The sequence below is a fragment of the Streptomyces sp. NPDC001068 genome, assembly GCF_042897315.1.
Taxonomy (GTDB): domain Bacteria; phylum Actinomycetota; class Actinomycetes; order Streptomycetales; family Streptomycetaceae; genus Streptomyces.
This window is the reverse complement of sequence record NZ_JBIAYD010000026.1, coordinates 37,732-62,631: the sequence shown is the minus strand read 5'-3', so window position 1 is coordinate 62,631 and position 24,900 is coordinate 37,732. Positions and strand designations below refer to the sequence as shown.

The following is a 24,900-nucleotide window of genomic DNA, read 5'->3' as shown; positions in this document are numbered from 1 at the left end:
CGCCCGGTTACATTCCGAACCCGGAAGCTAAGCCTTACAGCGCCGATGGTACTGCAGGGGGGACCCTGTGGGAGAGTAGGACACCGCCGAACAATCATTCAAAGGGCTGGACCCGGAACTTCCGTTCCGGGTCCAGCCCTTTTTTGGTATGCGTAACGCAAAGTTCACGTTGCGCACCGAGCATCACGGCATGGGTACTGCTGCAATGCTCAGGGCCGCCGGTGTCGGAGTCGGCGACGAGGTCATCGTGCCGGCCTTCGGGAACGTGGAAGTCGCCGAGGCCGTGACGCTGGCCGGCGCGCTTCCGGTGTTCGCCGACATAGATCCGGTGACCTACTGCCTCGACGTCACGGCGGTGGAGGCGTCGGTAACTGCCCGGACCGCGGCCGTGGTTGTCGTGCACCGGTTCGGACGGTGGGCCGACATCCGGCGGTTCCACGCGCTGGGGCAGCGGCACGGGCTGCTGGTGCTCGAACAGGGCGAGTCCGAGGCGCCGTACGACGAGATCGCGCAGCGGCGGCAGCGGGCCTCCTACCTCGACGCGAAGCTGCGCGGTGTCGGCACGCCGGACGGCGGCGACGGCCACACCTACCAGCAGTACGTCGTGCGGGTGCCGGGGAACGGCCGGCCCGACCGGGACGCCTTCGCTCGGGCTCTGCGGGGCAAGGGAGTTGACTGCCGGGTGCCGGTGAAGACCCCCGTGCACCGGCTGCCGGAGTTCCGGCGCTGCGTCTCACTGCCGGAGACCGAACTCGCCGCCGACGGAACGCTGTCGCTGCCCGTGGACGCCTCGCTGACGAAGCGGGAGATGCAGCGGATCGTCTCCGCCTGCAACGCGCTCGGCGGACTTCTTCAGCCCGCCTTCTGAACGAGTTTGGGAACCCGGCTCTGTTCAGGGTATGATCTATTCCGTTGCCACGGGGGAAACCTCGAAAAGGCGACAGGCCCCTATAGCTCAGTCGGCAGAGCGTCTCCATGGTAAGGAGAAGGTCAACGGTTCGATTCCGTTTGGGGGCTCCGCGAAGGAAAGCCCCGCCCTTTCGGGCGGGGCTTTTTCGTACCGTTCAGCGTGCCGAGACCAGAACGGTGACCCCGTGCACCAGGACGGCGCCGGCGTCCTGGGCATCACCGAGGTATCCGGCCACCATCGCACCGTCGCGCAACGCCACCATGGCGTCCGCGGACCGCTCGGGAGCGGTCGCACCGAGCCGCCCGAAGGCGTCCCGCAGCACCTCACGGAACCAGGCGCGGTGTTCCAGCACCGCCTGGTGGACCGCGCTCCCGGTGTCCGGGTACTCGGCCGCCGCGTTGATGAAGGGACAGCCCCGGAATCCCGGGCCGCACAGTTCCGCACCGATGCCCGACGCGACCGCGGCGAGGAAGTCGGCGGGAGAGGTGATCTCCCTGGCCGCCATGTCGACGCGCTCGCGGATCCGGCGGTCTGTGGCCTGCAGGTAGGCGCGTACCAGGTCGTCCTTGCCGTCGAAGTGCCGGTAGAAGGTGCCCCGCGCCACGTCTGCCTCGGCCATGACGCGGTCGACTCCCACCCCGCGGATCCCCTCGCCGTAGAAGAGCCGGCTCGCGGTGGTCAGGAGCCGCTCACGGGCCGGGGAGGGGCGAACCGGTGCGGACACGTCGTCCTTGGCCTTCGACATGCCACCAGCATAGAACGGTCTGTCTCGTGGGCGGGGCACAGGCCGCCCGCCTCGCGTCCGGGCCGCCTGCGCGTCCGGCGCGTGGAAGGGTGTTACTTGGTGGCGTGGACGGCGGTGTAGCCACCGATGAGGGGGCGGGCCTCGACCTTGGCGAAGCCGGCGGTCTGGAGCCACTCGGTGACGTCCGCGACCGTGTACTCGGATCCGCCCTCGGTGTCGATGAGCATGTTGAGCGACAGCATCAGGCCGTACGTGTTGTGGCGGCGCTCGTCGTCGATCATGGCGTCGTAGACGATGAGGGTGCCGCCCTCGGGCAGGGCGTCGTAGGCCTTCTTGAGCAGGAACCGGCGCTGTTCCAGGTTCCAGTCGTGGAGGATCTGGCCCATGACGTAGACGTCGGCCTCGGGCAGCGGGTCGGTGAAGAAGTCGCCGCCGTGGAAGGCGAGGCGGTCGGCCAGGCCGTGGGCGGCGACGAACTCCGCGAACACCGGTGCGACGGGGGGAAGTTCGAAGACGGCGCCGGTGATGTCCGGGTGCGAGCGCAGGACGGCGGCCGGTACGGCGCCGAGGGCTCCGCCGAGGTCGACGACGTGGCGGCGGCCGGTCCAGTCGAAGTCGGCGGCGAGCGCGGCGGCGAGGGGGGTGCTGACGCCGTTCATGCCGTTGAGGAAGTTCCGCCAGGCGACCGGGTCCTGGCTGAGCGTGGCGAAGAAGGGGGCGCCGCTGTGTGCGACCTCGTTCTGCAGGGTGCCGGTGCGCAGCGCGTCGGTGAGGTTGTTCCAGAAGCCGAAGAGGCGGTTGTTGGCCATCTCCAGGATGCCGCCCACGTACGACGGCTTCGCGCGGTCCAGGAACACGTCCGCGGCGGGGGTGTTGCGGTAGATGCCGTCCGCGTCGCGGGTCAGCACGCCGAGGGAGACCAGGGCGTCGAGGAAGTCCTCGGACGACCTGGGGTGCAGGCCCACCTCGGCCGCGAGCGACTCCCGGTAGCGGCCACCGTTGGCCAGCGTGGTGAAGATTCCCAACTCGACCGCGCTGAGAAGCGTCTTGGAAGCCATGAAGCCCAGGCCGAGCTGGAGGAGCGGCTCAGGGGTGATCGGGTCGTTGACCGGCATGTGTGTCTCCATCTGAGGGTTGGAAGTTGAATGCTAAACAGATGTGGAGGCGTGCCGGGCCGCGGAACTGCGGGGCGAGTGCGGGCGACGGCCGGGAAGAGCCCTCTGACCACCTGAATTGCCTTATCGGGCAGTCCGTCGAAGGGGTGCCCCGGGGCCGGTCCCCGCCGGGCCGGGTGCGGCTGTCAGAGCGTCTTGATCTGGCCGCCGTCGATGACGGTTTCCGTTCCGGTGATGTTGGCGGCGAGGGGAGAGGCGAGGAAGAGGGCGAGGTCGGCGACCTCGTGTGCCTCGGTGATGCGGCCGGAGGTGATGCCCATGCTCTGCGGTACGACGACGTCGAGGGCTTCCTGGGCGGTGGTGCCGGCGGCCGCGGCGGTGGCGTCGGCGAAGCCGCCGGGTGCGGTCCAGAAGGGGGTGCGGACCGGTCCGGGGGCGATCGCGTTGACGCGGACGCCCTGCGGGGCGAACTCCTCGGAGAGCGCCTTGTTCAGGTTGGTGAGCGCGGCCTTGGCGGCCGAGTAGTCGACCACCATGGGGAAGGGCAGCCGGGCGTTGACCGACGTGATGTTGATGATCGTCGCGTCCCCGGCCGCGACCAGGTGCGGGAGGGCGGCGCGGCTGGTGCGCACGGCGCTGAGGAAGGTGAGACCGAAGACCTTCTGCCAGTCGTCGTCGGTGATCTCGAGGAAGGACTCGCGGGGATCGGCGGCGCCCACGTTGTTGACGAGGATGTCCAGGCGCCCGTGGCGCTCCACGGCCCGCTGGATCAGGGTCTCCGCGCCCGTGGCGGTGGCCAGGTCGACCGCCGCGATCGTGACGTCGTGTGCGGCGGCGAGTTCGTCCAGCTCGGGGGTGGAGGTGCGGCTGCCCGCCACCACCTTGACGCCCTCCCGGGCGAGTCCGCGGACCAGGGCCAGGCCGATGCCCTTGCTGGCTCCGGTGACGACGGCGACCTTGCCCTCTAGGTGGAGGTCCATGACATCCCCGTTCTGGAGTGGTCAATACATAAATATCGTAGGGTGTCTCCCTCGTGTCGGCGCGGTGAGAGCGGACCGGTGCGTCCACTCGGTGATCAGTCCAGTGCGCGCATCGCGACGGACAGGGCGTCCTCCGCGAACTCGCGCCCCATCCGTCCTCGGCCGACGACGCGGAGCCCCTGGACGAACGTGGTGAGATAACGGGCCAGCTTCCGCGGGTCCTTGTCCGCGGAGAGCTCACCCCGCGCCTGCGCCTGCTCCAGGGCACCCGACAGCAGGGACTCGACCTGACGGAGGGCGGCGGTGACGCGGTCGGCGGCCGAGGGCTGGTCGCCGCACTGCGTGGAGGCGTTCACCACGAGGCAGCCGCGCGAAGGGTCGGCCAGATCCGCCTCGATGAGGGAGGTGAGGACCTGGCGTACGGCGGTCCGGATCTCGGTCGTCTCGTCGAAGGCCTTCCCGAGGTCGTCGGCCTGGAGGGAGGCGTAGCGGTCCAGGGAGCGGATGTAGAGCTGTTCCTTGGAGCCGAAGGCCGCGTAGAAGCTGCCGCTGCCGATGGACAGCTCCTGCAGCAGGTCCTGGAGGGAAGTCTCGGCGTAGCCACGGCGCCAGAACAGGTCCATGGCGCGGTCTACGGCCTGGTCGATGTCGAACTCCCTGGTACGTGCCATGGCGTCAGCCTAACGCGCGATATGGAATAGTCAATCAACTATGGCCGGCTCCGCACCGGTCGGGAGTGGGACCAGGAAGGCCCGCGCCCGGCGTCCTTGGTCGCCGCGGGCGCGGGCCCGCGCTCAGGCCGGAACCGTGAGCCTCAGGTCCAGCATCGGGATGTCGACGCGGCCCTCGGCGTCGGTGTACCACCGCCAGTGCGCGTCCCGCGTCTCGCCGCAGACGAGCCCGGTCCAGCCCGCGCCGCCCGGCCCGCACAGGGCCGCCAGCTCGGCGGCCTCCCGTTCGCCGGGCGTTCCCGCGACCACCACCAGCCCCTGGAGCGGCCGGCGCGCTGCCGCACCGCGGACCGTGCCCCGCGCCGGGGCCGGAGCGGCCACGCCCGGCGGAGCGACGTGCGGCAGCTGCCGCAGGCCCGGCGGCACGGCGATCGAGGGAGCGCCGGGCGTCCCCCGCAGCAGCGTCACCGGGGTGCCGGGGCGGGTGCGGGCGATCTCCGCGAGCAGGTTCCGTACGACGTCACGCGCCACCGGCTTCTCACCGGTCACGCTCAGGACCCCGTCCAGGCGGCTGAGGTCGACGAAGACCGGCCGGCCGTCGGCGTCCGCACCCGCTCGGACCAGGCAGGCCGTGTCGGGAACCGGCAGCGGGACCGTGCCGCTCCCAGCCGTGGGTGTGGGTGTGGGTGTGGGTGTGGGTGTGGGTGTGGGTGTGGGTGTGGGTGTGGCCGTGGCCGTCGGCGTGGCACCGGGTGCCGGGGCGGGGCGCCGCCAGCGCGTGGCGTCGACGGCCGTCCACGGCGCACCTGCCGAGTCCGACGCCGACAGCCACACCGTCGTACCGGTGTCGTCGACGCCCAGCGCGTGCACCGGTGTCTCCGGCTCGCGGCCGGTGGCGGCGAACTCGCCGAGGGCGTCGTAGGCGCGCCGCACGGAGACGGTGTCCGTCGCGAACCGGCGGGCGACCGTCCGCCGGTTCGCCAGCAGGCGGCGCCGACGGGCGGGTTCGCCCAGCCTCGCCAGGCCCCTGCCGGCCGCCGCGAATCCGGCCACCACCGTCCGGCGGCCCACGATCCCCGCGGTGACCAGGGCCAGCAGGACGACGCCGAACAGCGCGAGCGCGGCCGCCAGGGGGACGGTGAGCACGGTGGTCCGCTCGTCGCCGGCGGCCGGCGGAGACGTCGGCCCCGAGGAAGGGGGAGCGGAGGCCCGGGGAGCGTCGTCCGCCGGAGCCGGGGCGTCGCCAGGGGCCCCGGGGTCCCTGGCCAGTCGCACCCCGGAGCCCGACGCGTCCTGAGGCAGCCGCAAAATCCACCCCGGACGCAGCTGGTCGTCGGGGCTGCCGAGGGCGCCGCCGTCCCTCTGCGCCAGACCGCGGTTCAGGTCGAAGATCTCCCCGGCCCGCGCCGGGTCACCCAGCGTGGCCTCGGCCACCGACCGCAGGGTGGCCGGCTGCCCGCCGGTCCGCGCCGGGTCCTGGACCACGAACACCTTGATCAGATCGTCGCCGGGAGGCGCCGCCTCGGAGGTGCCGGCGGTGCCCGTCACCACCAGGAACACCGCCGACAAGGCAGTCAGGGCGCGCAGCAGAACCCGCCAGATCCAATGCGCCGTGACGGTTCTCGGCCGGTGGTCGGGCACCTGGCCCGCGCCGTTGCTCATCGTGTCCACCCATGTCGTCCGGTATCGCGTTGCACCGACTACACGGGGCCGCGCGGCCGGAACGTTCGAACCCGGCACGGGAGGGTTGAACCCTCCACGAGCCCGGTCCCGTGTACCTCGCGATCACACGGCACACGCAACGGACCGGGGGAACCGCGATGGCACGTCGGCACTCGAGCCCCGAGGACTTCCGGCTCCTCGGGATGGACTCGGACCCGGCACCGGGCGACCCCGGCATCATCCTGCAGATCGTGCGGCGCTACCGGAGCATCGGTGACGACGCGGAGCGGGCACTGGGCATCGTCAGGCAGGACGGGGCGATCTCCGAGGGCGCCGGGCACGCGATGGACGCGCTCAGGGCGAAGATCGGCGACGACCTGCCGGACAAGCTGGACAGGACCCGGACGTCCTACCACGACGCCGCGCAGGCCTACAGCGAGTACGTTCCCCGGCTGGAGGAGGCGCAGGGGCTCTTCGACCAGGCCGTGGACCGGGCGCGGGCCGCCGCGCCGCAGGCGGGTCAGGCCGTGCCGGCGGTGGGCGCCGACGCGACCGAGGAGGAGCGGGCGCGGGCACGGGCGACCCAGGACGCCGTCGACGAGGGACAGGCCGAGATGAGTGCGGCCCGGAGTCTGGCGGAGCAGGCCAGGACGCTGCGGGAGAGTGCGCAGCGCCGGCTCGTCCAGGTGCTCGACCAGGCGGCGGACGAGGCGATCCCGCCGCGGAACGTCTTCCAGGTGATCGCCGACTTCTTCAAGGAGTTCCCGTTCTTCCAGATCCTCCTGTCCATCGCGGTGGCGGTCCTCGCGGTCTTCTTCCCCGTGGCCGCGGCGCTGCTCGGCGGTGCGCTGTTCGTCTTCAACCAAGTGGTGGCGAGTCAGACGGGGGGAATCAAGGCCGGTGACTTCGTGACCGGTCTGCTCGGCATCGTTCCCGGCGGCCAGCTCCTCAAGGTCGGCGGGCGGCTCGCGGAGGCGATCAGTCCCGCGCTCGCCGCGTCGGTGCGGAACCTGCCCCTGATCAAGAGGGCGACGGGCAGCATCGGTGACATCGGCAGGTCGCTCACCGAGAGCAGGCTCCTCGGAGGCTTCCTCGGGACCTCCTTCGGCAGGTCCTTCGGTGACGCCCTCGTAGACATCGGCAAGAAGTTCGCGCTCAACGCGGGCATCGAGGCGGCCGCCAAGGCCGCCAACCACGACCAGCTCACCGCCGCGGGCGTGCTCGGCGGAGCCGCGGCCGGTGCCGTCGGCGGAGCGCTCGCCAAGGGGCTGGCGAGCGGCGCCGGCAGGATACGAGGGGTTCCCGAGGTGGCGGAGGGCCGGCCCGGCCGGTTCGGCAACACGACGGAGCCCGTGCCGGGCGACTCCCTGGGCAAGCGGGTCTCCGACCAGCTCGGCAGCTTCTTCGAGGAGGGCGCGAGCGTCGGGGCGAAGATCGGGATCGGCGTCGCACAGGGCGGTGACCCCAAGGAGGTCGCGGCCGGGGAGATCGCCAACGGAGCCGCGAAACTCGCCACCGGTGCGCTCGGCAAGGCGAGTTCGGGACGCGGCGTCGACAGCGTCGGCGCGCTGATCCCCCTCAAGGGACACCCGCGCCCTGCCGTGACCCCGACGCCGCCTACCACTCCGCCGACCCCGCCGCCGGACCCGCGCCCGGTGACACCGCCTCCCGCGGATCCGCGTCCGGTGACACCTCCGCTGCCGGATCCGCGTCCGGTGACGCCGCCTCCCGCGGATCCGCGCCCGGTGACACCGCCTCCTGCAGATCCGCGCCCGGTGACACCGCCTCCTGCAGATCCGCGCCCGGTGACACCGCCTCCTGCGGATCCGCGTCCGGTCACTCCGCCTGCCCCGGACCCGCGGCCGGTCGCGTCGCCCGGTGGGGGCGGTGCCGCGTCTGCCGTGGATCCCGTCGACGTACCGCTGCCGCCGTCGCCGACCGTCGTGGACGGTCCGTCCGTGGGGGCGCCTCCCGGGCCGCCGGCCGGCGGGCAGGGCGGATAGGGCGGCGCGCACCTCCAGTTCTCCATCCCTGAACGGATGGACGGCACCAACCATCAGCAAGGAGTACTCCCGTGCCCAACTACAGCGTCAACTCCGACACCACGTCCTCCACTTCGCAGGCTCTGCTCAACGACTTCTCCCAGCTCCAGGACAAGCTGAACGAGGTCAGGGGCAAGATCACCAGCCTGCTCGCCGACGGCTACAGCACCCCGGCCGCCCAGCAGAGGTTCTCGCCGTTCTTCGACGAGTTCGCCAAGGGCTTCGAGCAGGTCAACCAGGGCCTGCAGGGCATCGGCCAGTACGTGAAGACCGTCGGTGAGGCCTTCGACCAGACCGACAGCCAGCTCGGCTCCGCCCTGTCCTGACCCGTCCGGCCCGGCCCGCCGCCCCGGCGTGCGGGCCGCACCCACCGCTACTCGAGAAGGACGATGAGCAGTGCGACTGACCGTCAGCGTTCGTGATCCGCGGACCGAGGGGGTGTCCACCACCGTCTCCGTGCGGACGGAACCCACCGCCACCGCGGGCGCGTTCGCGTCCGAACTGGCCCGCGCCGTCGGGTACCCGGAGGCCGACGGCACCGCCGCGTCCCGGCCGGCCCTGTACATCGGCCCGCTGCCGGTCGCCCCGGGCAGCACGCTCCAGGCGGCGGGTGTACGGGACGGCATGGACCTGGGGCTGGGCGCTCCCGTTCCCGGGGTGGCCGAGCCCGAGGGCCGTACCGAGGTCCGGATCGTCTCCGGGCCGGGCGCGGGTACCACCTACCGCCTGGTCCCCGGCGACTACGGCATCGGCACCGCCCCGGACTGCCGCATCCGCCTGCCCGAGGGTGCCCCGGCGCTCGCGGCACGGGTACGCGTCCACCTCGACGGCCGCGCCGAACTGCTGGACAGCGAGGGCGCGCTGCTCGACGGCAGGCCCTCGCGGCACCCCTCCCCGTGGCGCGAGGGCAGCCAGCTCGCCGTCGGCACCATCCTGCTGGAACTCAGCTCCGGCCGGACGGCGCGCGCCCCGCTGGTCGCGGCGGAGGACGGGCTCGGCCTGGAGTTCAACCGGCCGCCGAGGTTCCTGCCGCCCGCGCCGGGGGCGAGGTTCCGGCTGCCCACGCCTCCCGTCGAACCGGACAGGCGGCCCGTTCCCCTGCTGCCGATCCTGCTGCTGCCGGCGGGCAGTGCCGCGATCGCCATCCTCGTCACGCACCGGTGGTCGTTCGTCTTCATCGCGCTGCTCTCCCCGATCGCCGCTCTGGTCACCCAGTTCGGCGGGCGCAAGCAGGCGATGCTGAAGTACCGGGAGAAGAGGGAGGAGTACGACCGGGCCGTGGCCGCGGTCCGCGCGGACATCGACGCAGCCGTCCTGGACGAGCAGCGCAACCTCCGCCTCTCCCTGCCCGATCCGGCCGCCCTGCTGCAGATGGCGGCCCGGCCGTCGGAGCGGCTGTGGGAACGCCGCCGGCAGGACCCCGACTTCCTTGCCGTGCGCGCGGGCACCACCGACCTGCCGTCCGCGGTGAGCGTCGACGACCCGGAGCAGGAGGAGCACCGGCGTACCACCGTGCCCCTGCTGAACCAGGTGCCCGTGGCCCTGCCCCTGCGGCGGGTCGGTGTGGCGGGTGTGGCCGGTCCGGGCGCGACCCGGCTGGCCGGGTGGCTGACGGCCCAGGCCGCCGCCCTGCACAGCCCGGCCGACCTGCGCATCGTCGTCCTCGCCGGACCGGCCGGTGAACGCGACTGGTCGTGGACGCGCTGGCTGCCGCACAGCCGGCCCCAGGCCGAGGACGCCTACGCGCTGATCGGCACCACCGCGGACTCGCTGGCCCGCCGCATCGGCGAACTCGGCCAGATCGTCGCCGCCCGCGGCGCGGCCGGACCCGACGTCTCCCGCGGCGGTGCGGGCGGCGACCCGGACATCCTCGTCGTCCTGGAGGAGGCCCGGCGGGCCCGCTCCCTGCCCGGTGTGATCGCCCTGCTGCGCGACGGCCCCGCGGTGGGCGTGCACGTCCTCTGCATCGACCGCGAGGAGCGGCTGCTGCCCGAGGAGTGCGGCGCCGTCGTCGTCACCGGGACCGGCACCGCCAGCGCCACCGGCACCGGCACCGGCACTGGCACCGGCACTGGCACTGGCACCGGCACCGTCAGGGTGCGCACCGGTTCCGCCGCCGCGCTGGAGAACGTGCGCGGTGACTTCCCGGAGCCCGACTGGTACGAGGACTTCGCGCGGGCGCTCGCCCCCCTGAGGGGCGTGGGCGACAGCGACGAGAGCGCGCTGCCCGGATCGGTGCGGCTGCTGGACCTGCTGGGGATCGAGCCGCCCACCGCCCGGGCGCTGGCGGCGGGCTGGGCCCTGGGCGGCCGGTCCACGAGGGCGGTCCTCGGCGTCGGCTACGACGGCGAGTTCGCCGTCGACCTGGTGCGCGACGGCCCGCACGCCCTCATCGCCGGCACCACCGGCTCCGGCAAGTCCGAACTGCTGCAGACCCTGGTCGCCTCCCTCGCGGTGGTCAACCGGCCCGACGAGATGACGTTCGTGCTGGTCGACTACAAGGGCGGCAGCGCGTTCGCCGAGTGCGCGGACCTGCCGCACACGGTCGGTCTGGTCACCGACCTGGACACCCGGCTGGTGGAGCGGGCCCTGGTCTCCCTCGGCGCCGAACTGCGCGGCCGTGAGACGCAGTTGGCCCAGGCGGGCGCCAAGGACATCGAGGACTATCTCGACAGGCGGCTGCGGGGCGGGAACGTCCTGGCACCGCTGCCCCGACTGGTGCTGGTCATCGACGAGTTCGCCTCCATGGTCCGCGAACTGCCCGACTTCGTATCGGGCCTGGTGAACATCGCGCAGCGGGGCCGGTCCCTGGGCATCCACCTGGTGCTGGCCACCCAGCGGCCCGGCGGTGCGGTCACCCCGGACATCCGGGCCAACACCAACCTGCGGATCGCGCTGCGCACCACCGACACCGGTGAGAGCCGCGACATCATCGACGCCCCCGACTCCGGTGACATCTCCCCGGCCAACCCCGGCCGCGCCTACGCCCGGCTGGGCCCCTCGGCGCTGCTGCCGTTCCAGTCCGGGCGCGTCGGCGGCCGCCGCCCCGGTGGGCTGCCCGCCACGGGCGTGGAGGTGCCGGTCGACGCGGCGGCGGTGTCCTGGAGCGATCTCGGCGGTCCGCTGCCGAATCCGCAGGCAGGCGCCGGATCGACGGCCGCACGGGTCGAGGCCGTCACCGACCTCGCCGTGCTGGTCGGGGCCGTCGCCGAGGCGGCCACGCTCGCCGGGGTGCCGCGCCGGCCGAGCCCGTGGCTGCCGGCTCTGCCCGCGCTGCTGCCGTGGAGCCCGGCACCCGATCCGAAGCCCACCGCGGAACGCGCGGCGGCACTGCCTCCGGTCGCGTACGGCACGGTCGACCTGCCCGCCCGGCAGAGCCGGGCGCCGCTCACGTTCGACCTCGACCGGACCGGTCATCTGCACGTCATCGGCTCGCCCCGCAGCGGTCGCTCCCAGACCCTGCGTACGCTGGCCGCCGCGATCGGTCAGGCCCACGGAGCCGACGACGTGCACCTGTACGGCATCGACTGCGGCAACGGGGCGCTCAACGTGCTCACCGAACTGCCGCACTGCGGTGCCGTCGTCGACCGTACCCAGACCGAGCGGCTGGGACGGCTGCTGGACCGCCTCGGCGCCGAACTCACCGCGCGCCAGGGAATCCTGGGTTCACGGGGCACCGCCGACCTGGCCGAACTACGGCGCGGGCAGCGCCCCGACGAGCGTCTCGCGCACATCGTCGTGCTGGTCGACCGGTTCGAGGTCTTCGAGCGCGAGTTCACCTCGTACGACAACGGCAGCTACCTGGAGCGGCTGCTGCGGCTGCTGCGCGACGGTGCGGGCGTCGGTGTCCACGTGGTCCTGGCCGGTGACCGGGTACTCGGCGGCAGCCGCTTCTCCGGCACCACCGAGGACAAGATCGTCCTCAGGCTCAACGACCGCCAGGACTACTCCGGCGTCGGCATACCCACCAGGTCGGCGCCGTCCGACCCGCCGCCCGGCCGGGGCATCCGCCCCCAGGACCTCGCCGAGGCGCAGATCGCCGTGCTCGGCGAGGACCTCGCGGGCACCGCGCAGGCCGAGATCCTGGCCGCGCTGGGCCGTCGGCTCGCCGAGCGGGAGGCCGCGGTCCCGGCCGCCCGCCGGGCGCCCGGGCTGGACGCCCTGCCCGACCGGATCCCCTACGCCGACGCTCTCGCGCTGCACACCGAGGCCGGACCGATGCGGCCCCTGGTGGCGGTCGGCGGGGACACCCTGACCTCGCTCGGCCCCGATCTCGCGGACGTGCCGACCTTCGTGATCGCGGGTCCGCCGCGCACCGGCCGCAGCTCCGCCCTGCGGACGGCCGCGGAGTCGCTGCTGGCGGCCGGCACGGGTCTGATCGTGCTGGCGCCGCGGCGCTCCCCGCTGCGCGAGTTGCGGGGGCGTCCGGGCGTGGTGGCCGTCGTCACCGACGCGGAGGTGCCGGTGGGCGACTTCCGGCAGGCGCTCAACGAGGTCTCGCAGGAGTGCGGCGTGATCGTGGTCGACGACGCCGAGCTCTTCATGGGCGCCGAGATCGACTCCGACCTCGCGCTGCTCGCCCGCGGCGGCGCCGGAACCGGCTGGGGCGTGCTCGCGGCCGGCAACGCCGAGTCGCTGTCGCTGAGCCTGGCCGGCTGGATGGGGCAGGTGAAGCGCAACCGCACCGGCATGCTCCTCTCCCCGCAGGGACTCGGCGACGGGGAGGTCATCGGCGTGAAGCTGAGCCGCGGTGTCGTCGGCCGGGCCCCGCAACCGGGACGCGGCCTGCTGCACCTGGGCGACGGGGTACTCAGGACCGTGCAGGTGCCGTACCCGGAGGTGGAGCGCTAGGACGAGGCGAGGCGGGTGCCGCTCCGAACCGCGTCCCACCGTCGAGCGGGACGCACGTCACGTACAGGGGGCGGCCGCGCTGACGACGGCTGCCCCCTGCGACGTCCGGATCCCTTCCGCGGATTCAGCCGGCGGTGCTCTCCCGCCGGTCGTCCGCCCGCGTGGGGATCTGGGCGCCGTCGCCGGTCAGGAAGCGGAACGTGCTGGTGACGGCGTCGAAGAGGTCGTACACCTCGTTCTTCAACGGCAGGTTGGGGCTGGCGAGGGAGACCATCAGGAAGTCCCGGGCGGTGCCGGGCACCCGCATCATCGTGTGCATCGTCAGCAGTCTGACGGAGATGTCCGCGGTCACCCGGGTCAGCTCGGTGCCGGTCACGCGCGCCGCCTGCCCCACATGGGGCACCTCCACCGAGCTGATCACCCGGTCCTCCGGTGCCCCGGCGATGCCGGAGGAGGTACCCAGCTGCGCCGACAGCACGGGCAGCGTCAGGTCCTGACCCTCGGGCGTGGTGACGGCGAAGACCATGGCGTACGCCATGAAGAGCCCCTCCGGGTACATGGTGGCCGTGCCCGAGGCGAGCAGTGCCCCGTAGCGGCGTGCCGCTCGGGTCACCTCGCGGCCCTGCCGGAACATGTCGTTGATCTCGGCCTTCCGCCGCGGGTCGTCGGTCGTGGCGAGAGCGCGGGCGCGGGCCCGTGCCAGCTGCTCGCCGCTCAGGTCGAACTGGTCCCATCCGTCGGGGACCTCCAGCAGGAATCGCTGTGCCGTGCTCATCGGTCACCCTTCGCCGTGTCCGTGGGGGAGGTCAGTCGTCCCGGGCGCCGTCGAGACTCGCCGCCGAGCGCCGGTCGGTCTCGGCGACGGCGTCGACGATCTGGGTGATGGCGTCGATGATGCCGCTCACCTGCTTCTGCAGCTGGTGCTTGCCGTCGTTCCACCGGTCCTCGAAGTTCTGTGCGGAGCCGCTGGACAGCTCGTGTCCGAAGGCGGCGTCGAAGTCGAAGGCGGTGCGCCCGATGTCGATGTTGTCGTGGACGAGGCGCATGCGCTGCGCGCCGTCCGTGAGCGCGTCCTCGGGGATGTGAATTCTCGTCATGCCCGGCTCCCGTTCCTGTGCGCCGGCCGTCCGGATCGCGAGGCACACGAGGCCGGGGGGCCGGATCGTTCAACCGGGCGGCGAGGCCGCGCGGTTCGGGACCGCGTTGAACCCTCGCCGGGCGCTGTGCCGTGTGTCCGGCATGACTTCGTTTCTCAGCGGCCTGCTGTCTTCCGGCACCGCCCAGCGCCGTGCCGTCGTCGCCACCGCCCTCGCGGTGTGCGGTGCGGCGAGCCTGACCGCCTGCGGCAAGACGATCCAGATCGGTGACAGCGGCGGCCCGTCCACCGCGGCCCCCGCCCCGGCCGCGACCTCGGCCGCCCCCACGACGGCCGCGCCGGGGCAGGGCGGCGGCAACTCGGCGTTGCGGGTGCTGGACACCACGGCACAGGACGCCGGCCTCAGCGGCACCGGCGGCACCGTGGTCGGCGCGGTGGTGCAGGAGACCCCGCCGAAGTGGGTACAGCTGTCGGCGGTGACCTCGCCGGGGCTGCCGGCACCCCACCTGATCAACATCAACCAGGCGGCGCTCTACCGGTTCGACGGCGACACCGCCGGTTCCGGGGAGTCGGACTGCAACGACGCCTGTGCCGTGAAGTGGCCCCCGGTGACCGTCAAGGAGGGCGGCAACGTCTATCTGGCGGGCGTGGACCCCAAGCAGGTCGCCGCGATCCGCCGGCAGGACGGCAAGGTGCAGATCACGGTGGGAGGCCTGCCCCTCTACCGCTACTCCGGCGACACCGGGGCCGGCGACCTGAACGGGCAGGGCGTCGACGGCAAGTGGTTCGCGGCCGGTGCCACGGGCCAGAAGGTGTCCGGCTGACCCGGCCGCCCCTGGGGCGGAGCACGGCCCGCCCTTCCCGGGCCGAACCGGTTTCTCCGGAATTCCCGGAACTCCTCGGCACGTCCGATCCCTGGCGTGCCGAAGGCGGGTGCGCAGGGGAGTTCACCACGGGCGTCTCCGACGCTGCCTGTGCGTCACCACTTGCTGCCCCAACGGTCCTCACCGCTTTGGCACGGCCATTTCCCTGGCCGACGGCTGATAGAAACCCGATCAAGTAAAACCCAGTAAAACCACAGCAGAAGAAGGCATCTCAAGTGAGCAAGCGCAGCAGGTGGACGATCCTGCCTGTTCTTATGGGGATGACGTCCGCCTTGTTGACCGGTTGCGGGTCCGGCATCGGTTCGGCCGGCGGTGCCCCTGTGGTGGTCGGAATGTCCGACGACGTTCTGGCGACCGACCCCGCGTCCGGTTACGACCCCGGTTCCTGGCTGCTTTTCAACAACGTTTTCCAGTCGTTGCTCAGTTTCCCCAACGGGGGAGCGGATCCCGAACCCGACGCAGCCGACCGGTGCTCCTTCACGGACGGCCGCAGCCGGATCTACCGCTGCACCCTCAAGGACGGACTGCACTTCAGCAACGGCGATCCACTTACCGCCGACGACGTGAAGTTCTCCTTCGACCGACTGCGCAGGATCGACGATCCGGCGGGCCCGGCGGTCATGTTCCAGTCGCTCGACAGGGTGGAAGCGCTGGACGACAGGACCGTCGTCTTCCACCTGAACACCCCCGACGCCACGTTTCCCAGCAAGATCGCGTCGGGCGCCGGATCCATCGTCGACCGGCACGAATATCCGGCCGGCTCGCTCAGGCGGGACCACGCCGTCGTCGGGTCCGGGCCGTACACGCTGGACTCGTTCGACGGGAAGCAGGCGACCTTCTCGGTCAACGGCGCGTACCAGGGCACCGCGCAGGTGAAGAACTCCGGTGTCACCCTGAAGTTCTTCCACGGTGGACGAGGTGCCCTCAAGGACGCTCTCACCGCCGGGGACGTCGATGTCGCCTACCGCGGACTGAGTGCCGAGGACATCGACGACCTGGACAGACCCGGTGGTCACGGCGGTATCGACGTCGTCGAGGGCAGCAGCGCGGAGGTCCAGGACCTGGTCTTCAACATGGACGACCCGGTGGTGGGCCGGCTGGGCGTCCGCCGGGCGATCGCCTTCCTGCTCGACCGGAACGCACTGGTGCGGAGCGTGTACAAGGGCACGGCGATCCCGCTGTACTCGATCGTTCCCGCCGGTCTGGTCGGCCACAACACCGCGTTCTTCGACCGGTACGGCGCGGACCCCTCCCGCTCCCGGGCGCAGGCGGCGCTGCGCGCGGAGGGCATCACCGACAAGGTGAAGCTGACCCTGTGGTCCACCCCGTCCCGCTACGGATCCGCCACGGACGGCGAGCTCGCGGCGATCGCCGGACAGTTGAACGCCAGTGGTCTGTTCGACGCCCGGATGCGGTCCGTCCCGTACGGCCAGTACGAAAAGGACATAGCCGCCGGAAAATACGGGGTCTACGTCAAGGGCTGGCTTCCCGACTATCCGGACCCGGAGAACTTCACCGCACCGTTCTTCGGATCGAAGAACGTACTGGACAACAATTTCGAGAACTCGACCATCACGCGGAAGCTCATTCCGCGTACGGCGACCTCGAGCGACCGTGCGCGCACCGCGTCCGACTTCGGTGAGATTCAGGACATCGTGGCGGACCGGGTGCCGATGCTGCCGATCTGGCAGGCGAAGCAGTACGCGGTCATCCACTCCGACATCGAGGGCTACGTGTACTGCCTGGACGTCTCCACGGTGTTCCGTTTCTGGGAGCTCTACAAAACGTGAAAGGGCGGCGGTTCGGTACGACGGTTCACCGGGCTTGCCGGCCGGGCGGAGGCGCCCGGCCGGCAAGCCCGGTGGCATGGTGGGGGCCGCGCACCTGTTTGAATGCGCGTAGACCTACCTATGAGTAGCCGTTTCGTTGATCCGATCGCGCAACGATGCCGCGCGAAAGGGCAACTCTCATTATCCGAAGACGTCTTGCGATCGGCGCCGGCCAATAGCGGTTGTATGGTCCCACGGAACGAACAAGCGTTGTCGCGTGGAACGACGGTGGGAATGTACGGAAATGCGACTGGCGCGCCCGGATGTCCGCGCGCCGATGCGCGGGGGTTCGCGCAAGGCCGTCGCACCGCGACGGACGCGCCGCGGACACCGGGGGACGCGTCGTCGCGACGGGCGTCCCACGGCGCCGGCCGGGACGTCGGACCCCTGACTCCCGGCATGGCGTGGTAGCCCGCCGGCGGTTGCCGCCGTACCCGGACCGTGTCGATTCCCGGTCGGCCGACCGGGCGTCCTGAAGGTGGCGAGGGTGCCACCCCGGGCCCGTCCCCCCGGTCGCGACCGCACCCCGCCCGCCCTCCCGGCGGGCATCCGGAACTGAAGATCACCGAGCCGCCCCGCGGGGCGGCGAACGAGCATGCTGACCGACCATCCGAAGCGGTTCTCGGCGCGGGCGCCCAGGCGGCGCCGCACAAGTGTGCCGGTCGTCCGGCCTCCGGGCTCCGCCCGGCCGGTGACCACACGGCGAGGGCCCAACCCTTCGGAACCACCCCCACATCACCGCGATCGTGCGCCGAGACCACGTCGCGCCGATCCTGGAGGACGTGCGTTGACCCACAAGGAGAAGGCTCCGGCCGCGATATCGATCGTCGTCAGGGCCGCCGATCCGGTGTCCCTGCAGGGCGCCGAAGTCTTCCTGCAGAGGTCGGAAGGGGCCACGCTGCTGCCGCCCGACCAGATGGCCCGCGCGGACGTCGTCCTGCTCCTGGCGAACGAGGTGACGGAGGGGACGATGGCCTGGATGGAGGAGGCGGCGGCGGTCTCGGCCAATCCCGAGATGCGGATCGTGCTGGTCGCCGACCGCATCAGCAAGCCGCGCCTGGCCAGGGCCGTACGGCACGGCCTGGTCAGCGTGCTGCCCCGGGCGCAGACGGGATTCCCGGAGATCCTGCAGGCCGTGCTGAACAGCAGGGCGGGCGGCGCGCAGATGCCGGGGGAACTGCTCAGAGCCCTGGTCGAGGAGTTGCGCACGCTGCTTCGTGATCCGACCGGGCCGGTTCTGCCGGGTGGTTTCGAGGGCCGGGAGGTCGAGGTTCTGAGGCTGCTCGCCGAGGGACTGGACACCACCGAGATCGCGGCCAGGCTCAACTACTCCGAGCGCACCATCAAGAACATCATCTTCGCGGTCACGCGGCGCCTGAATCTGCGGAACCGCACGCACGCGGTGGCCTACGCGATGCGGATAGGCGCGCTGTAGCCGGCCCGGGTCCCGCGATCCGGCCGGCGGGGGAGGCCGCCCCGCCGAAGAAAGGTTTCTGTCCCCGAGCCGACCGGCCGCACGGGCGCGGATGGGGCGGCCGGCCGGGGCGCGGACCGGGCGGCCGACCGCGCGGGCGCGGATGGGGCGGCCGGCCGTCCGGCCGGTGGTGGTGGGGCCGGGCTCAGCCGCCGACGCGCAGTACGGGACCGGCCTCCACGGCCCGGTCGGCACCCGAGGTCACCGGGGCCGGCCGGTCGACGGTCCGCCGGACACCGGCGTCGTCGTCCACCAGCAGGTAGGCGGGCATCTCGCGCGTGACCAGGGGCGCCGGCGCGCCACGGACGTCCTCGACCGGGGTGACGTACAGGTTGAAGGCGACCGTCAGCACCACCAGCGTCAGCACGGCCGCCACCGCGACGGACAGGCCGGGGCCGCCGAGGCCCCGGTGGGCACCGGCGGGCGCGCTCGGGACCGGCCCGGTGAGCGCGGCGAGACCCGTGTACTGCGCCGCGCACAGGAGCGCCGCCGCCGGCAGACAACCCCCGCCGGCCCGGGTCCCGGTCCGGACCGTGACCGTCAGCCACAGGATGCCCGTCACCGCCACCGCACCGAGGGTGAAGGCGGCCGAAGCGGCGCCGAGGGACGAGTGGAAGAGCGGGTGCGCGCCCAGGGCCGCGGTCTCCAGAACGTGCGCCACGGTGAGCCCGCAGGTCAGCGTCACGCCGGCGGCGCACAGGCCCGGCCAGGTCCGCCGCCGCTCCGCCAGGACGAGGCCGAGCGCCGCCGAACCGGCACAGGCCACCGCGGAGAGCACCGTCGGCGGGGTGTCGTGGCGCGTCGTGCCGCCCGGCACGCCGTAGCCGAGCACCGTGATCGTGCTCATGCCCCACAGGCCGGCGCCGAGCGCCAGGGCGGCGAGGGCGAGCCAGGTGTGCCCGGCCCGCGTCCGCGCCCGGAAGCGGGCCATGCAGGCCCACCCCTGGAACGCGCACACACAGACGGCCGCGCAGGCGAGAACGGGAAAAAGCACATGCGTACAGAGAATTTGGTGGCCCAAGGCCGGACTCCCACTCAGAACGAACAGCGCGTCACGACGACGACGCGTGAGACAGCCCCTGACGCCACGGCTGAAAGGGGAGAGAAGGCCCGGGTGTTCGTCGTCCGGTTCGGCCGGGCCGGGAATTCGTCCGGTCTGGCCGAGCGGCGGATTCGATCCGGAACGTTTGCAATCTGCCCAGGCCATACACATTGTGACGGGGAGACGGGTCCGGGGAGAACGGCGAGACGGTCAACAAGACTGCCCCTTGGGGAACTTCGCACCGGCGCCCGCCCCGGCCGGCACCGCCGTGACCGGCGCCGGACCTCCCGCGCGCCCTCCCGGACCGAGGAATCGCGCCCGCCGCCCGGGCCCCCGGGAGCGACTCTGCCCGCGCCCGGCCGGACGGCCCAGTGAATACAGATGTGGCGATCGTGCGGCCGTTCACACAGACTGGTGAAGGAGTGGAATCAGCACAGCCGAAGCGTGTCGAAAACCATTACGACCTGTTGGGCCGGAAATGCCATGACCGCGGTTCCGAACGACAGAAGTTCCGCCCCTCGGCAGCCGGCCGGACCCGCAGTCGCTCCGGCCGCCGTCCTGCTCGATCGCGCGGGAAAGGTCGTCGGATGGTCCGAGGGGGCCGAGGCGCTCCTCGGCCACCGGGGCGAGGAGGTCCTGGACCGCCCGGTCGACGTGCTGCTCGCACCGGGCGAGCGGCCGCGGCTGCCGGAGAACGGCGACTGGAGCGGGTCCCTGCGGTTCCGCCACCGTGCCGGACACGAGTTCGGGGCCGGGGCGTGCCTGTGTGCGCTGGGCGGCGCCGCGGATCGCGAACACCGACTGCTGACGCTGTCCTCCCCGGGCCGCGGCACGCTGTCGGGGGTGAACCGGTCGCTGCTGGACGGCCTGCTCTCGCACTCGCCCGTCGGCATGGCCGTGATGGACACGGACCTGAGGTACACCTGGGTCAACGAGGCCCTGGTGCGGGCCTCCGGGGTGGCGGACCGGCTGGGACGCACGCTCAGCGCGGTCTTCCCCTCCGAGGAGGCCGCCGCGGGCGAGGTCGCGATGCGCCGGGTCGTCGAGACCGGCGAACCACTGATCGACTACGAGTACCGCGGGCCCATCCTGTCCGACCCGGCCGGCGAGCACATGTACTCGGCGTCCTTCTTCCGGCTCGAGGACGAGCAGGGCGCCCCCACCGGCCTGTGCTACCTGGTCCTGGACGTCACCGAACGGTGGCACAGACACCAGCGGGAGCTGATGCTGGGCAGGGCGCGTGCCTGTGGCAGACAGCTGGATCCGGTCCGCGCCGCCCGGGAACTCGCGGAGATCTGCGTGCCCGGGTTCGCGGACCAGGTCGCCATCGACCTCACCGACGCCGTGGTCCAGGGCGACGAGATCCCCCGGAGCTCCGCGCACGGCCCCTTCCGCCTCCGGCACGCCGCCCGAACCGCCGTCCCGGAGCTGGGCCCGAGCCTCTGCCAGGTCGACGGCCAGGCGGTCGAGTGCGGCCCGGACACCCCGGCGGCCCGCTGCCTGACCGGGGGAGTGGGGGTCCTGGGGGCGACCTGCGCCGGGGCGTCCGGCGCCCGGGTCCAGGGCGCGCGGGAAAGCGCCGAGGCTGTTGGTGAACCCGGGTCGCACTCGTCGATCATGGTCCCGCTGTGCGCGGCCGGCGGCGCTCTCGGTGTCGTCACCTTCCTGCGGGCGCCGGGGAAGGAGCCGTTCACCGAGCGTGACCTGGCCTTCGCCGAGGAGTTCGCGACCCTCGGGAGTTCGGTGCTGGCCGCCGCGCACCGCTTCACCCAGGAGCGCAGGATCTCCCTGTCGTTGCAGCGGAATCTGCTGCCGGGCCGGCTCACCGAAGACGAGGCGGTCGAGATCGCCTGGCGCTACTTCCCCGCCTCGGAGGAAGCGGGCGTCGGCGGTGACTGGGCGGACGCGATCCCGCTGTCCGCGGCCCGGGTGGCCCTGGTGGTCGGCGACGTGGTGGGCCACGGTGTCAACGCGACGGCGGCCATGGGCCGTCTCCGAGCCGCCGTCCACACCCTCGCCGCCATGGACCTGCCGCCGGACGAGTTGCTCGCCCACCTCGACGACTTCGTGACCCGCATCTGCGAGGAGCAGCCCGCGCGCGAGGGCTGCGGCCAGGGGAATCCCGACCTCCTGGGCGCGGTCGGCGCCTCCTGCCTGTACGCCGTCTACGATCCCGTCGCCCGGACCTGCACGATGGCTTCGGCCGGCCACCCCGCACCGGTGGTCACCCGGCCCGACGCGACGACCTTCGTGCCCGAGCTCCCGGCCGGTTCGCTGCTCGGCGTGGGCGCGGCTCCCTTCGAGTCCGTGGAGATACCCTGCCCGGGCGGCAGCCTGCTGGCGTTCTTCACCGACGGCCTGGTGGAGGACCGGCGCCGGGACCTGGACGAGGGTGTGGCCGGGCTGCGTTCCGTCCTGAACCGTCCCGGCGCACCCCTCGAGGAACTGTGCGACCAGGCGGTGGACGCCCTGTTGCCCCGCCCGCTCGAGGACGACGCCGCGCTCCTGCTCGCCCGCACCGCCTCGCTGCCGTCCTCCGACGTGGAGACCTGGGAGATCCCCGACGACCCCGCCGCGGTGGGCGAGGCCCGTGCCCTGGCCGGCCGCCGGCTCGACGAGTGGGGTCTGGGCGACCTTCGGTTCGGCACCGAACTCATCGTCAGTGAGCTGGTCACCAACGGCATCCGCTACGGATCGGCGCCCATCCGCCTGCGTCTGATCCGGCACAAGGTGCTGACCTGCGAGGTGATGGACGGCAGCAGTACGTCACCGCGGCTGCGCCATGCCAGGACGACGGACGAGGGAGGCCGAGGCCTGTTCCTGGTGGCGCAGGCCTCGCAGCGGTGGGGCTACCGCTACACGAGCACGGGGAAGTCGATCTGGGTGGAGCAGGACCTGCCCTGACCGCGGCCGGGATTCCCGGGCCGCGGGCCGGCGCCGCGGGTCAGCGCCGGGTGAGCGCCGCCAGTTCCTTCGTGATCGTCTCGGTGTCCTGGTAGGTGAGTCCGATGCGGGCCACGTGCTTCCAGCGCACGATGCCGTCGGCGTCGACGATGAACACCGAGCGCTTCAGGCCCAGGCCCGGCAGCTGGATGCCGTACGTCTTCACCACCGAGCGGTCGGTGTCGGCGAGCAGGGGGAAGCGCAGGTCGCGCTTGCGCGCGAAGCTCTCGTGGCTGTCGAGGTCGCTGAAGTTCACACCCCACACGCTCGCCCCCAGGTCGCGGAAGCGGTCCAGGTCGGACGCGTACGAGCACAGCTGCTTGGTGCACACCGCCGACTCGTCACCGGGGTAGAAGGCCAGCACGACGGGGGCTCCGCGGTGTGCCGACAGGGAGTAGTCACGGCGTTCGACGGTGCCGCCGTCTCCCAGCAGTACGCCGCGGAGGGTGAAGTCGGGGGCGGGCGTACCGATCTCGGGCACGGGCATGGCGGGTCCTCTCGCAAGGGGGTGAGGCCGGGCGGCGGGGCGCCGGGCCGGCTGCACGCCTCACTGTATAGAACGTTCTATCTCTGCGAAAGGAACGCGGGTCGCACGCGTCTGTAATCACGGTCACGTCGGGGGTCACGGCGTCGGCGGTCACGGTCACGTCGGCGGTCAGGGGCACGGTCGCGGCGGCGTTCACGGTCGCGTCCGCGATCAGCGGCACGGTCGCGTCGGGAGGAGCCGGGACCTCGGCACGGCGGTCCGGCCGGGCGGTCGTGCCCAGCGGGCCGCCGTGCCGGCCGGTGCCGGGGGCTCAGCCCAGATGCCACTTCTGGTTGGAGGTGCCTCCGCACTCCCACAACTGCAGGCGGGTACCGGCGGCCGTGCCCATGTCCTTGGCGTCGACGCACTTCCCGATCTGGGTGTTGACCAGGTCGTGAGCGCTGTTGAGGTTGAACCTCTGCGCCCATCCGCCGTTGCAGCGCGCGAGTTGGATGACGGCCCCGTCGTCGTCCGACGCGTTGGCGATGTCCAGGCACAGTCCCATGGACCGGACGCTGCCGTCCGCCGCGAACACCCACTTCTCCCAGGCCTGGCCGCCGCAGTTCTGCAACGTCAGCGAGGAACCCGACGTCGCCTTGTGGGCGGAGACGCCCACGCACAGCGAGGACCCGTACCCGACGATCAGGTCGCCGGGCGCCGCCGTCCGGGTGGTGGGCGTGGCTGTCGGGTGCGAGGAACTCGGGCCCGGGTCCTTGGCGCCCGTCCTGCCGGACACCGAGGCGTCGACGGCCTTGGTGCCGCCGGATCCGGCGGCGTGCGGGGAGCCGCCGCCCGTCGCGACGGAGGGCGCGCCGCCGGACCCGGGGCGGCCGGAGGGTCCCGCGCCCGTCGCCGGCCTGATGTCCCGCCGGTGCGGCCCGGAGCCGGGGGAGGAGGCCGGGGCCGAGGCGCCGTCGGGCCGGGACGGGACCGGGGAACCGCCGGTGGCGGTCGCCACCGGGGCGACGCCGTCCCCGACGTGGGCGGCGCGCGGCTGGGCATCGTCGTCGGGGGCGGACACGTAGGCGGCGGTGCCCACGCCGAGCGCCACGAGTACGGAGACCGCGGTCAGGGCTCCGACGAGCCGCACGTTGCGCTCGGTCTGCCCCTCCGGCGGTTCCGCCTCGCCGCCGCGGACGGTCCTCGCGGTGCCGGCCCTGGCCGCGGACAGCCACAGGCGGCCCGCCCGCACCGCGCCTGACTCGGCACCGAGGGTGTGGTCGCCGTCGGGGTGGCCGTTGCCGTCGGGGCTGGGGCTGGGGCTGGGGCTGGGGCCGAGGGCGTGGCTCTGGCCGAGGGCGTGGCTCTGGCCGAGGTCGTGGCCGTGGTCCACGTCAGGAGCGGACTCCGTCTCCGGCCGGTCCCGGCCGGCCTCACCGGTGGCCGGGGCCATCGCCACCAGGGGCGCGGTCTCCTCCGGCGGGCCGGGTGTGATCGCCCCCGGCGCGGTGGTCGGTCCGGTGGGTGCCGGGGTCGGCGTGCCCAACTCGGTCGCCGGGGCGTGCTTGCCCGCCTCGGTCGCCGGTGTCGCCGCGGACGCGGCCGTTGCGGCGCCGGGGTCCGGTTCCGCCTCGACGGCGCCGTGTCCGAACGTGTTCGCGGTGGGAGCCGTCGCCTCGGCGCCCGCGCCGTCCGTGGCCTTCGAGCCCGGCCCGGCCGGCGTGCCCGTCGCCGGCTCCCGGGACCCCGCTCCGGAATCCGGCGACGCGGACGCGGACGCGGACGCGGACGTGGTCCCGGTCTCGGTCCCGGTTTCGCTCCCGGTCTCGCCGAGCCAGGGCAGCGGCTGCTCCCAGACGGCCGTCTCCCCGCCCTGTTCCGGCAGTCCGTTCCTCTGTGCCATGTGTGTCCGCCCGCCTCAGCGCCTGGTGGTCTCCGAAGCAGTGACCCTAGGGCGGCCCTGTCGGCCAAGTGCTTTGACAGGGGCCGACGTTGCCCGAGTGGACCGGCTCTCTTCCCCAGCGTCCCGACGTGCGGGAGGCGGGCCCGGCCGGGACCGTCCGGGGCGGTCCACGGGCCGGAGCTGCCCCTTAGGCGCAGGTGTCTGCCCGCCGGGACAGAGATCGGCGGCAGGGCGGGGCCGGCGCCGCCCGCTCTGCCTAATCTCGGCGGCGAACCTCAGAGGCCGCT

Annotated in this window: 18 protein-coding genes, 1 tRNA gene and 1 rRNA gene; 10 read left to right on the top strand and 10 right to left on the bottom strand. The window is 72.7% G+C overall.

Going from position 1 to position 24,900, the window contains the following annotated elements:
- The 3 genes from rrf to ACFY3I_RS42150 form a co-directional block, all read left to right on the top strand.
- Positions 1 to 92 (top strand): 5S ribosomal RNA (gene rrf / locus ACFY3I_RS42160); the annotation flags it as partial.
- A gap of 113 nt (positions 93 to 205) precedes the next feature.
- Positions 206 to 868 carry a DegT/DnrJ/EryC1/StrS family aminotransferase gene (locus tag ACFY3I_RS42155; RefSeq protein ID WP_390866267.1) on the top strand — a complete coding sequence of 221 codons (663 nt, stop codon included), beginning with the start codon at positions 206 to 208 and terminating at the stop codon, positions 866 to 868.
- A gap of 76 nt (positions 869 to 944) precedes the next feature.
- Positions 945 to 1,017, top strand: a tRNA-Thr gene (locus tag ACFY3I_RS42150).
- Positions 1,018 to 1,064: 47 nt separating this feature from the next.
- Here ACFY3I_RS42150 and ACFY3I_RS42145 read toward each other — a convergent pair.
- The 5 genes from ACFY3I_RS42145 to ACFY3I_RS42125 form a co-directional block, all read right to left on the bottom strand.
- Positions 1,065 to 1,655, bottom strand: coding sequence for a TetR/AcrR family transcriptional regulator (locus tag ACFY3I_RS42145; RefSeq protein ID WP_365296026.1), 591 nt, complete (start codon positions 1,653 to 1,655; stop codon positions 1,065 to 1,067).
- Between the two features lie 92 nt (positions 1,656 to 1,747).
- Entirely contained in the window at positions 1,748 to 2,770 is a 1,023-nt protein-coding gene (locus ACFY3I_RS42140) for a methyltransferase (RefSeq protein ID WP_390866265.1), read from the bottom strand.
- A 185-nt stretch (positions 2,771 to 2,955) separates the two neighbouring features.
- The gene (locus tag ACFY3I_RS42135; RefSeq protein WP_390866264.1) at positions 2,956 to 3,750 is read right to left on the bottom strand and encodes an SDR family NAD(P)-dependent oxidoreductase; all 795 of its coding nucleotides are present in this window, start codon (positions 3,748 to 3,750) and stop codon (positions 2,956 to 2,958) included.
- A gap of 95 nt (positions 3,751 to 3,845) precedes the next feature.
- The gene (locus tag ACFY3I_RS42130) at positions 3,846 to 4,421 is read right to left on the bottom strand and encodes a TetR/AcrR family transcriptional regulator (protein WP_390866263.1); all 576 of its coding nucleotides are present in this window, start codon (positions 4,419 to 4,421) and stop codon (positions 3,846 to 3,848) included.
- 123 nt (positions 4,422 to 4,544) lie between these two features.
- Positions 4,545 to 6,083: a hypothetical protein gene (locus ACFY3I_RS42125; protein ID WP_390866262.1), complete on the bottom strand. Its 1,539-nt coding sequence runs from the start codon at positions 6,081 to 6,083 to the stop codon at positions 4,545 to 4,547.
- 158 nt (positions 6,084 to 6,241) lie between these two features.
- Here ACFY3I_RS42125 and ACFY3I_RS42120 point away from each other — a divergent pair, with 158 nt between their 5' ends.
- The 3 genes from ACFY3I_RS42120 (at position 6,242) to ACFY3I_RS42110 (ending at position 12,976) form a co-directional block, all read left to right on the top strand.
- The gene (locus ACFY3I_RS42120) at positions 6,242 to 8,086 is read left to right on the top strand and encodes a hypothetical protein (protein ID WP_390866261.1); all 1,845 of its coding nucleotides are present in this window, start codon (positions 6,242 to 6,244) and stop codon (positions 8,084 to 8,086) included.
- Between the two features lie 71 nt (positions 8,087 to 8,157).
- Positions 8,158 to 8,451, top strand: coding sequence for a WXG100 family type VII secretion target (locus tag ACFY3I_RS42115; RefSeq protein ID WP_365296015.1), 294 nt, complete (start codon positions 8,158 to 8,160; stop codon positions 8,449 to 8,451).
- A gap of 70 nt (positions 8,452 to 8,521) precedes the next feature.
- Positions 8,522 to 12,976: an FtsK/SpoIIIE domain-containing protein gene (locus tag ACFY3I_RS42110; protein WP_390866260.1), complete on the top strand. Its 4,455-nt coding sequence runs from the start codon at positions 8,522 to 8,524 to the stop codon at positions 12,974 to 12,976.
- A gap of 124 nt (positions 12,977 to 13,100) precedes the next feature.
- Here the strand turns inward: ACFY3I_RS42110 and ACFY3I_RS42105 are convergent, their stop codons facing one another.
- Together ACFY3I_RS42105 and ACFY3I_RS42100 are read right to left on the bottom strand one after the other, a co-directional pair.
- Positions 13,101 to 13,751, bottom strand: a complete 651-nt coding sequence (locus tag ACFY3I_RS42105) for a hypothetical protein (protein ID WP_390866259.1) — start codon at positions 13,749 to 13,751, stop codon at positions 13,101 to 13,103.
- A gap of 31 nt (positions 13,752 to 13,782) precedes the next feature.
- A complete protein-coding gene (locus tag ACFY3I_RS42100; RefSeq protein ID WP_365296008.1) occupies positions 13,783 to 14,073 on the bottom strand; it encodes a hypothetical protein in 291 nt (96 codons plus the stop codon).
- A gap of 142 nt (positions 14,074 to 14,215) precedes the next feature.
- Between ACFY3I_RS42100 and ACFY3I_RS42095 the strand changes: the two genes are divergently transcribed.
- The 3 genes from ACFY3I_RS42095 (at position 14,216) to ACFY3I_RS42085 (ending at position 18,220) form a co-directional block, all read left to right on the top strand.
- A complete protein-coding gene (locus ACFY3I_RS42095; RefSeq protein WP_390866258.1) occupies positions 14,216 to 14,896 on the top strand; it encodes a hypothetical protein in 681 nt (226 codons plus the stop codon).
- Positions 14,897 to 15,171: 275 nt separating this feature from the next.
- Positions 15,172 to 16,746 carry an ABC transporter substrate-binding protein gene (locus ACFY3I_RS42090; RefSeq protein WP_390866257.1) on the top strand — a complete coding sequence of 525 codons (1,575 nt, stop codon included), beginning with the start codon at positions 15,172 to 15,174 and terminating at the stop codon, positions 16,744 to 16,746.
- Between the two features lie 826 nt (positions 16,747 to 17,572).
- Positions 17,573 to 18,220 carry a LuxR family transcriptional regulator gene (locus tag ACFY3I_RS42085; RefSeq protein WP_390866256.1) on the top strand — a complete coding sequence of 216 codons (648 nt, stop codon included), beginning with the start codon at positions 17,573 to 17,575 and terminating at the stop codon, positions 18,218 to 18,220.
- Between the two features lie 184 nt (positions 18,221 to 18,404).
- Here the strand turns inward: ACFY3I_RS42085 and ACFY3I_RS42080 are convergent, their stop codons facing one another.
- On the bottom strand, positions 18,405 to 19,190 hold the full coding sequence (locus tag ACFY3I_RS42080) for an MHYT domain-containing protein (protein ID WP_390866255.1): 786 nt from the start codon (positions 19,188 to 19,190) through the stop codon (positions 18,405 to 18,407).
- A gap of 594 nt (positions 19,191 to 19,784) precedes the next feature.
- Here ACFY3I_RS42080 and ACFY3I_RS42075 point away from each other — a divergent pair.
- Positions 19,785 to 22,205 carry a SpoIIE family protein phosphatase gene (locus ACFY3I_RS42075; RefSeq protein WP_390866254.1) on the top strand — a complete coding sequence of 807 codons (2,421 nt, stop codon included), beginning with the start codon at positions 19,785 to 19,787 and terminating at the stop codon, positions 22,203 to 22,205.
- A gap of 40 nt (positions 22,206 to 22,245) precedes the next feature.
- On the opposite strand, the gene ACFY3I_RS42070 is transcribed toward ACFY3I_RS42075, so the two are convergent.
- The gene (locus ACFY3I_RS42070) at positions 22,246 to 22,731 is read right to left on the bottom strand and encodes a peroxiredoxin (RefSeq protein ID WP_365295996.1); all 486 of its coding nucleotides are present in this window, start codon (positions 22,729 to 22,731) and stop codon (positions 22,246 to 22,248) included.
- 310 nt (positions 22,732 to 23,041) lie between these two features.
- A complete protein-coding gene (locus ACFY3I_RS42065) occupies positions 23,042 to 24,613 on the bottom strand; it encodes a ricin-type beta-trefoil lectin domain protein (RefSeq protein ID WP_390866253.1) in 1,572 nt (523 codons plus the stop codon).
- Positions 24,614 to 24,900: the final 287 nt, after the last annotated feature.

Coding starts and splice junctions, on each gene's coding strand:
- ACFY3I_RS42155 (WP_390866267.1), top strand. CDS start 206: ATGCTCAGGGCCGCCGGTGTCGGAGTCGGCGACGAGGTCATCGTGCCG.
- ACFY3I_RS42145 (WP_365296026.1), bottom strand. CDS start 1,655: ATGTCGAAGGCCAAGGACGACGTGTCCGCACCGGTTCGCCCCTCCCCG.
- ACFY3I_RS42140 (WP_390866265.1), bottom strand. CDS start 2,770: ATGCCGGTCAACGACCCGATCACCCCTGAGCCGCTCCTCCAGCTCGGC.
- ACFY3I_RS42135 (WP_390866264.1), bottom strand. CDS start 3,750: ATGGACCTCCACCTAGAGGGCAAGGTCGCCGTCGTCACCGGAGCCAGC.
- ACFY3I_RS42130 (WP_390866263.1), bottom strand. CDS start 4,421: ATGGCACGTACCAGGGAGTTCGACATCGACCAGGCCGTAGACCGCGCC.
- ACFY3I_RS42125 (WP_390866262.1), bottom strand. CDS start 6,083: ATGAGCAACGGCGCGGGCCAGGTGCCCGACCACCGGCCGAGAACCGTC.
- ACFY3I_RS42120 (WP_390866261.1), top strand. CDS start 6,242: ATGGCACGTCGGCACTCGAGCCCCGAGGACTTCCGGCTCCTCGGGATG.
- ACFY3I_RS42105 (WP_390866259.1), bottom strand. CDS start 13,751: ATGAGCACGGCACAGCGATTCCTGCTGGAGGTCCCCGACGGATGGGAC.
- ACFY3I_RS42100 (WP_365296008.1), bottom strand. CDS start 14,073: ATGACGAGAATTCACATCCCCGAGGACGCGCTCACGGACGGCGCGCAG.
- ACFY3I_RS42095 (WP_390866258.1), top strand. CDS start 14,216: ATGACTTCGTTTCTCAGCGGCCTGCTGTCTTCCGGCACCGCCCAGCGC.
- ACFY3I_RS42080 (WP_390866255.1), bottom strand. CDS start 19,190: ATGGCCCGCTTCCGGGCGCGGACGCGGGCCGGGCACACCTGGCTCGCC.
- ACFY3I_RS42075 (WP_390866254.1), top strand. CDS start 19,785: ATGACCGCGGTTCCGAACGACAGAAGTTCCGCCCCTCGGCAGCCGGCC.
- ACFY3I_RS42070 (WP_365295996.1), bottom strand. CDS start 22,731: ATGCCCGTGCCCGAGATCGGTACGCCCGCCCCCGACTTCACCCTCCGC.
- ACFY3I_RS42065 (WP_390866253.1), bottom strand. CDS start 24,613: ATGGCACAGAGGAACGGACTGCCGGAACAGGGCGGGGAGACGGCCGTC.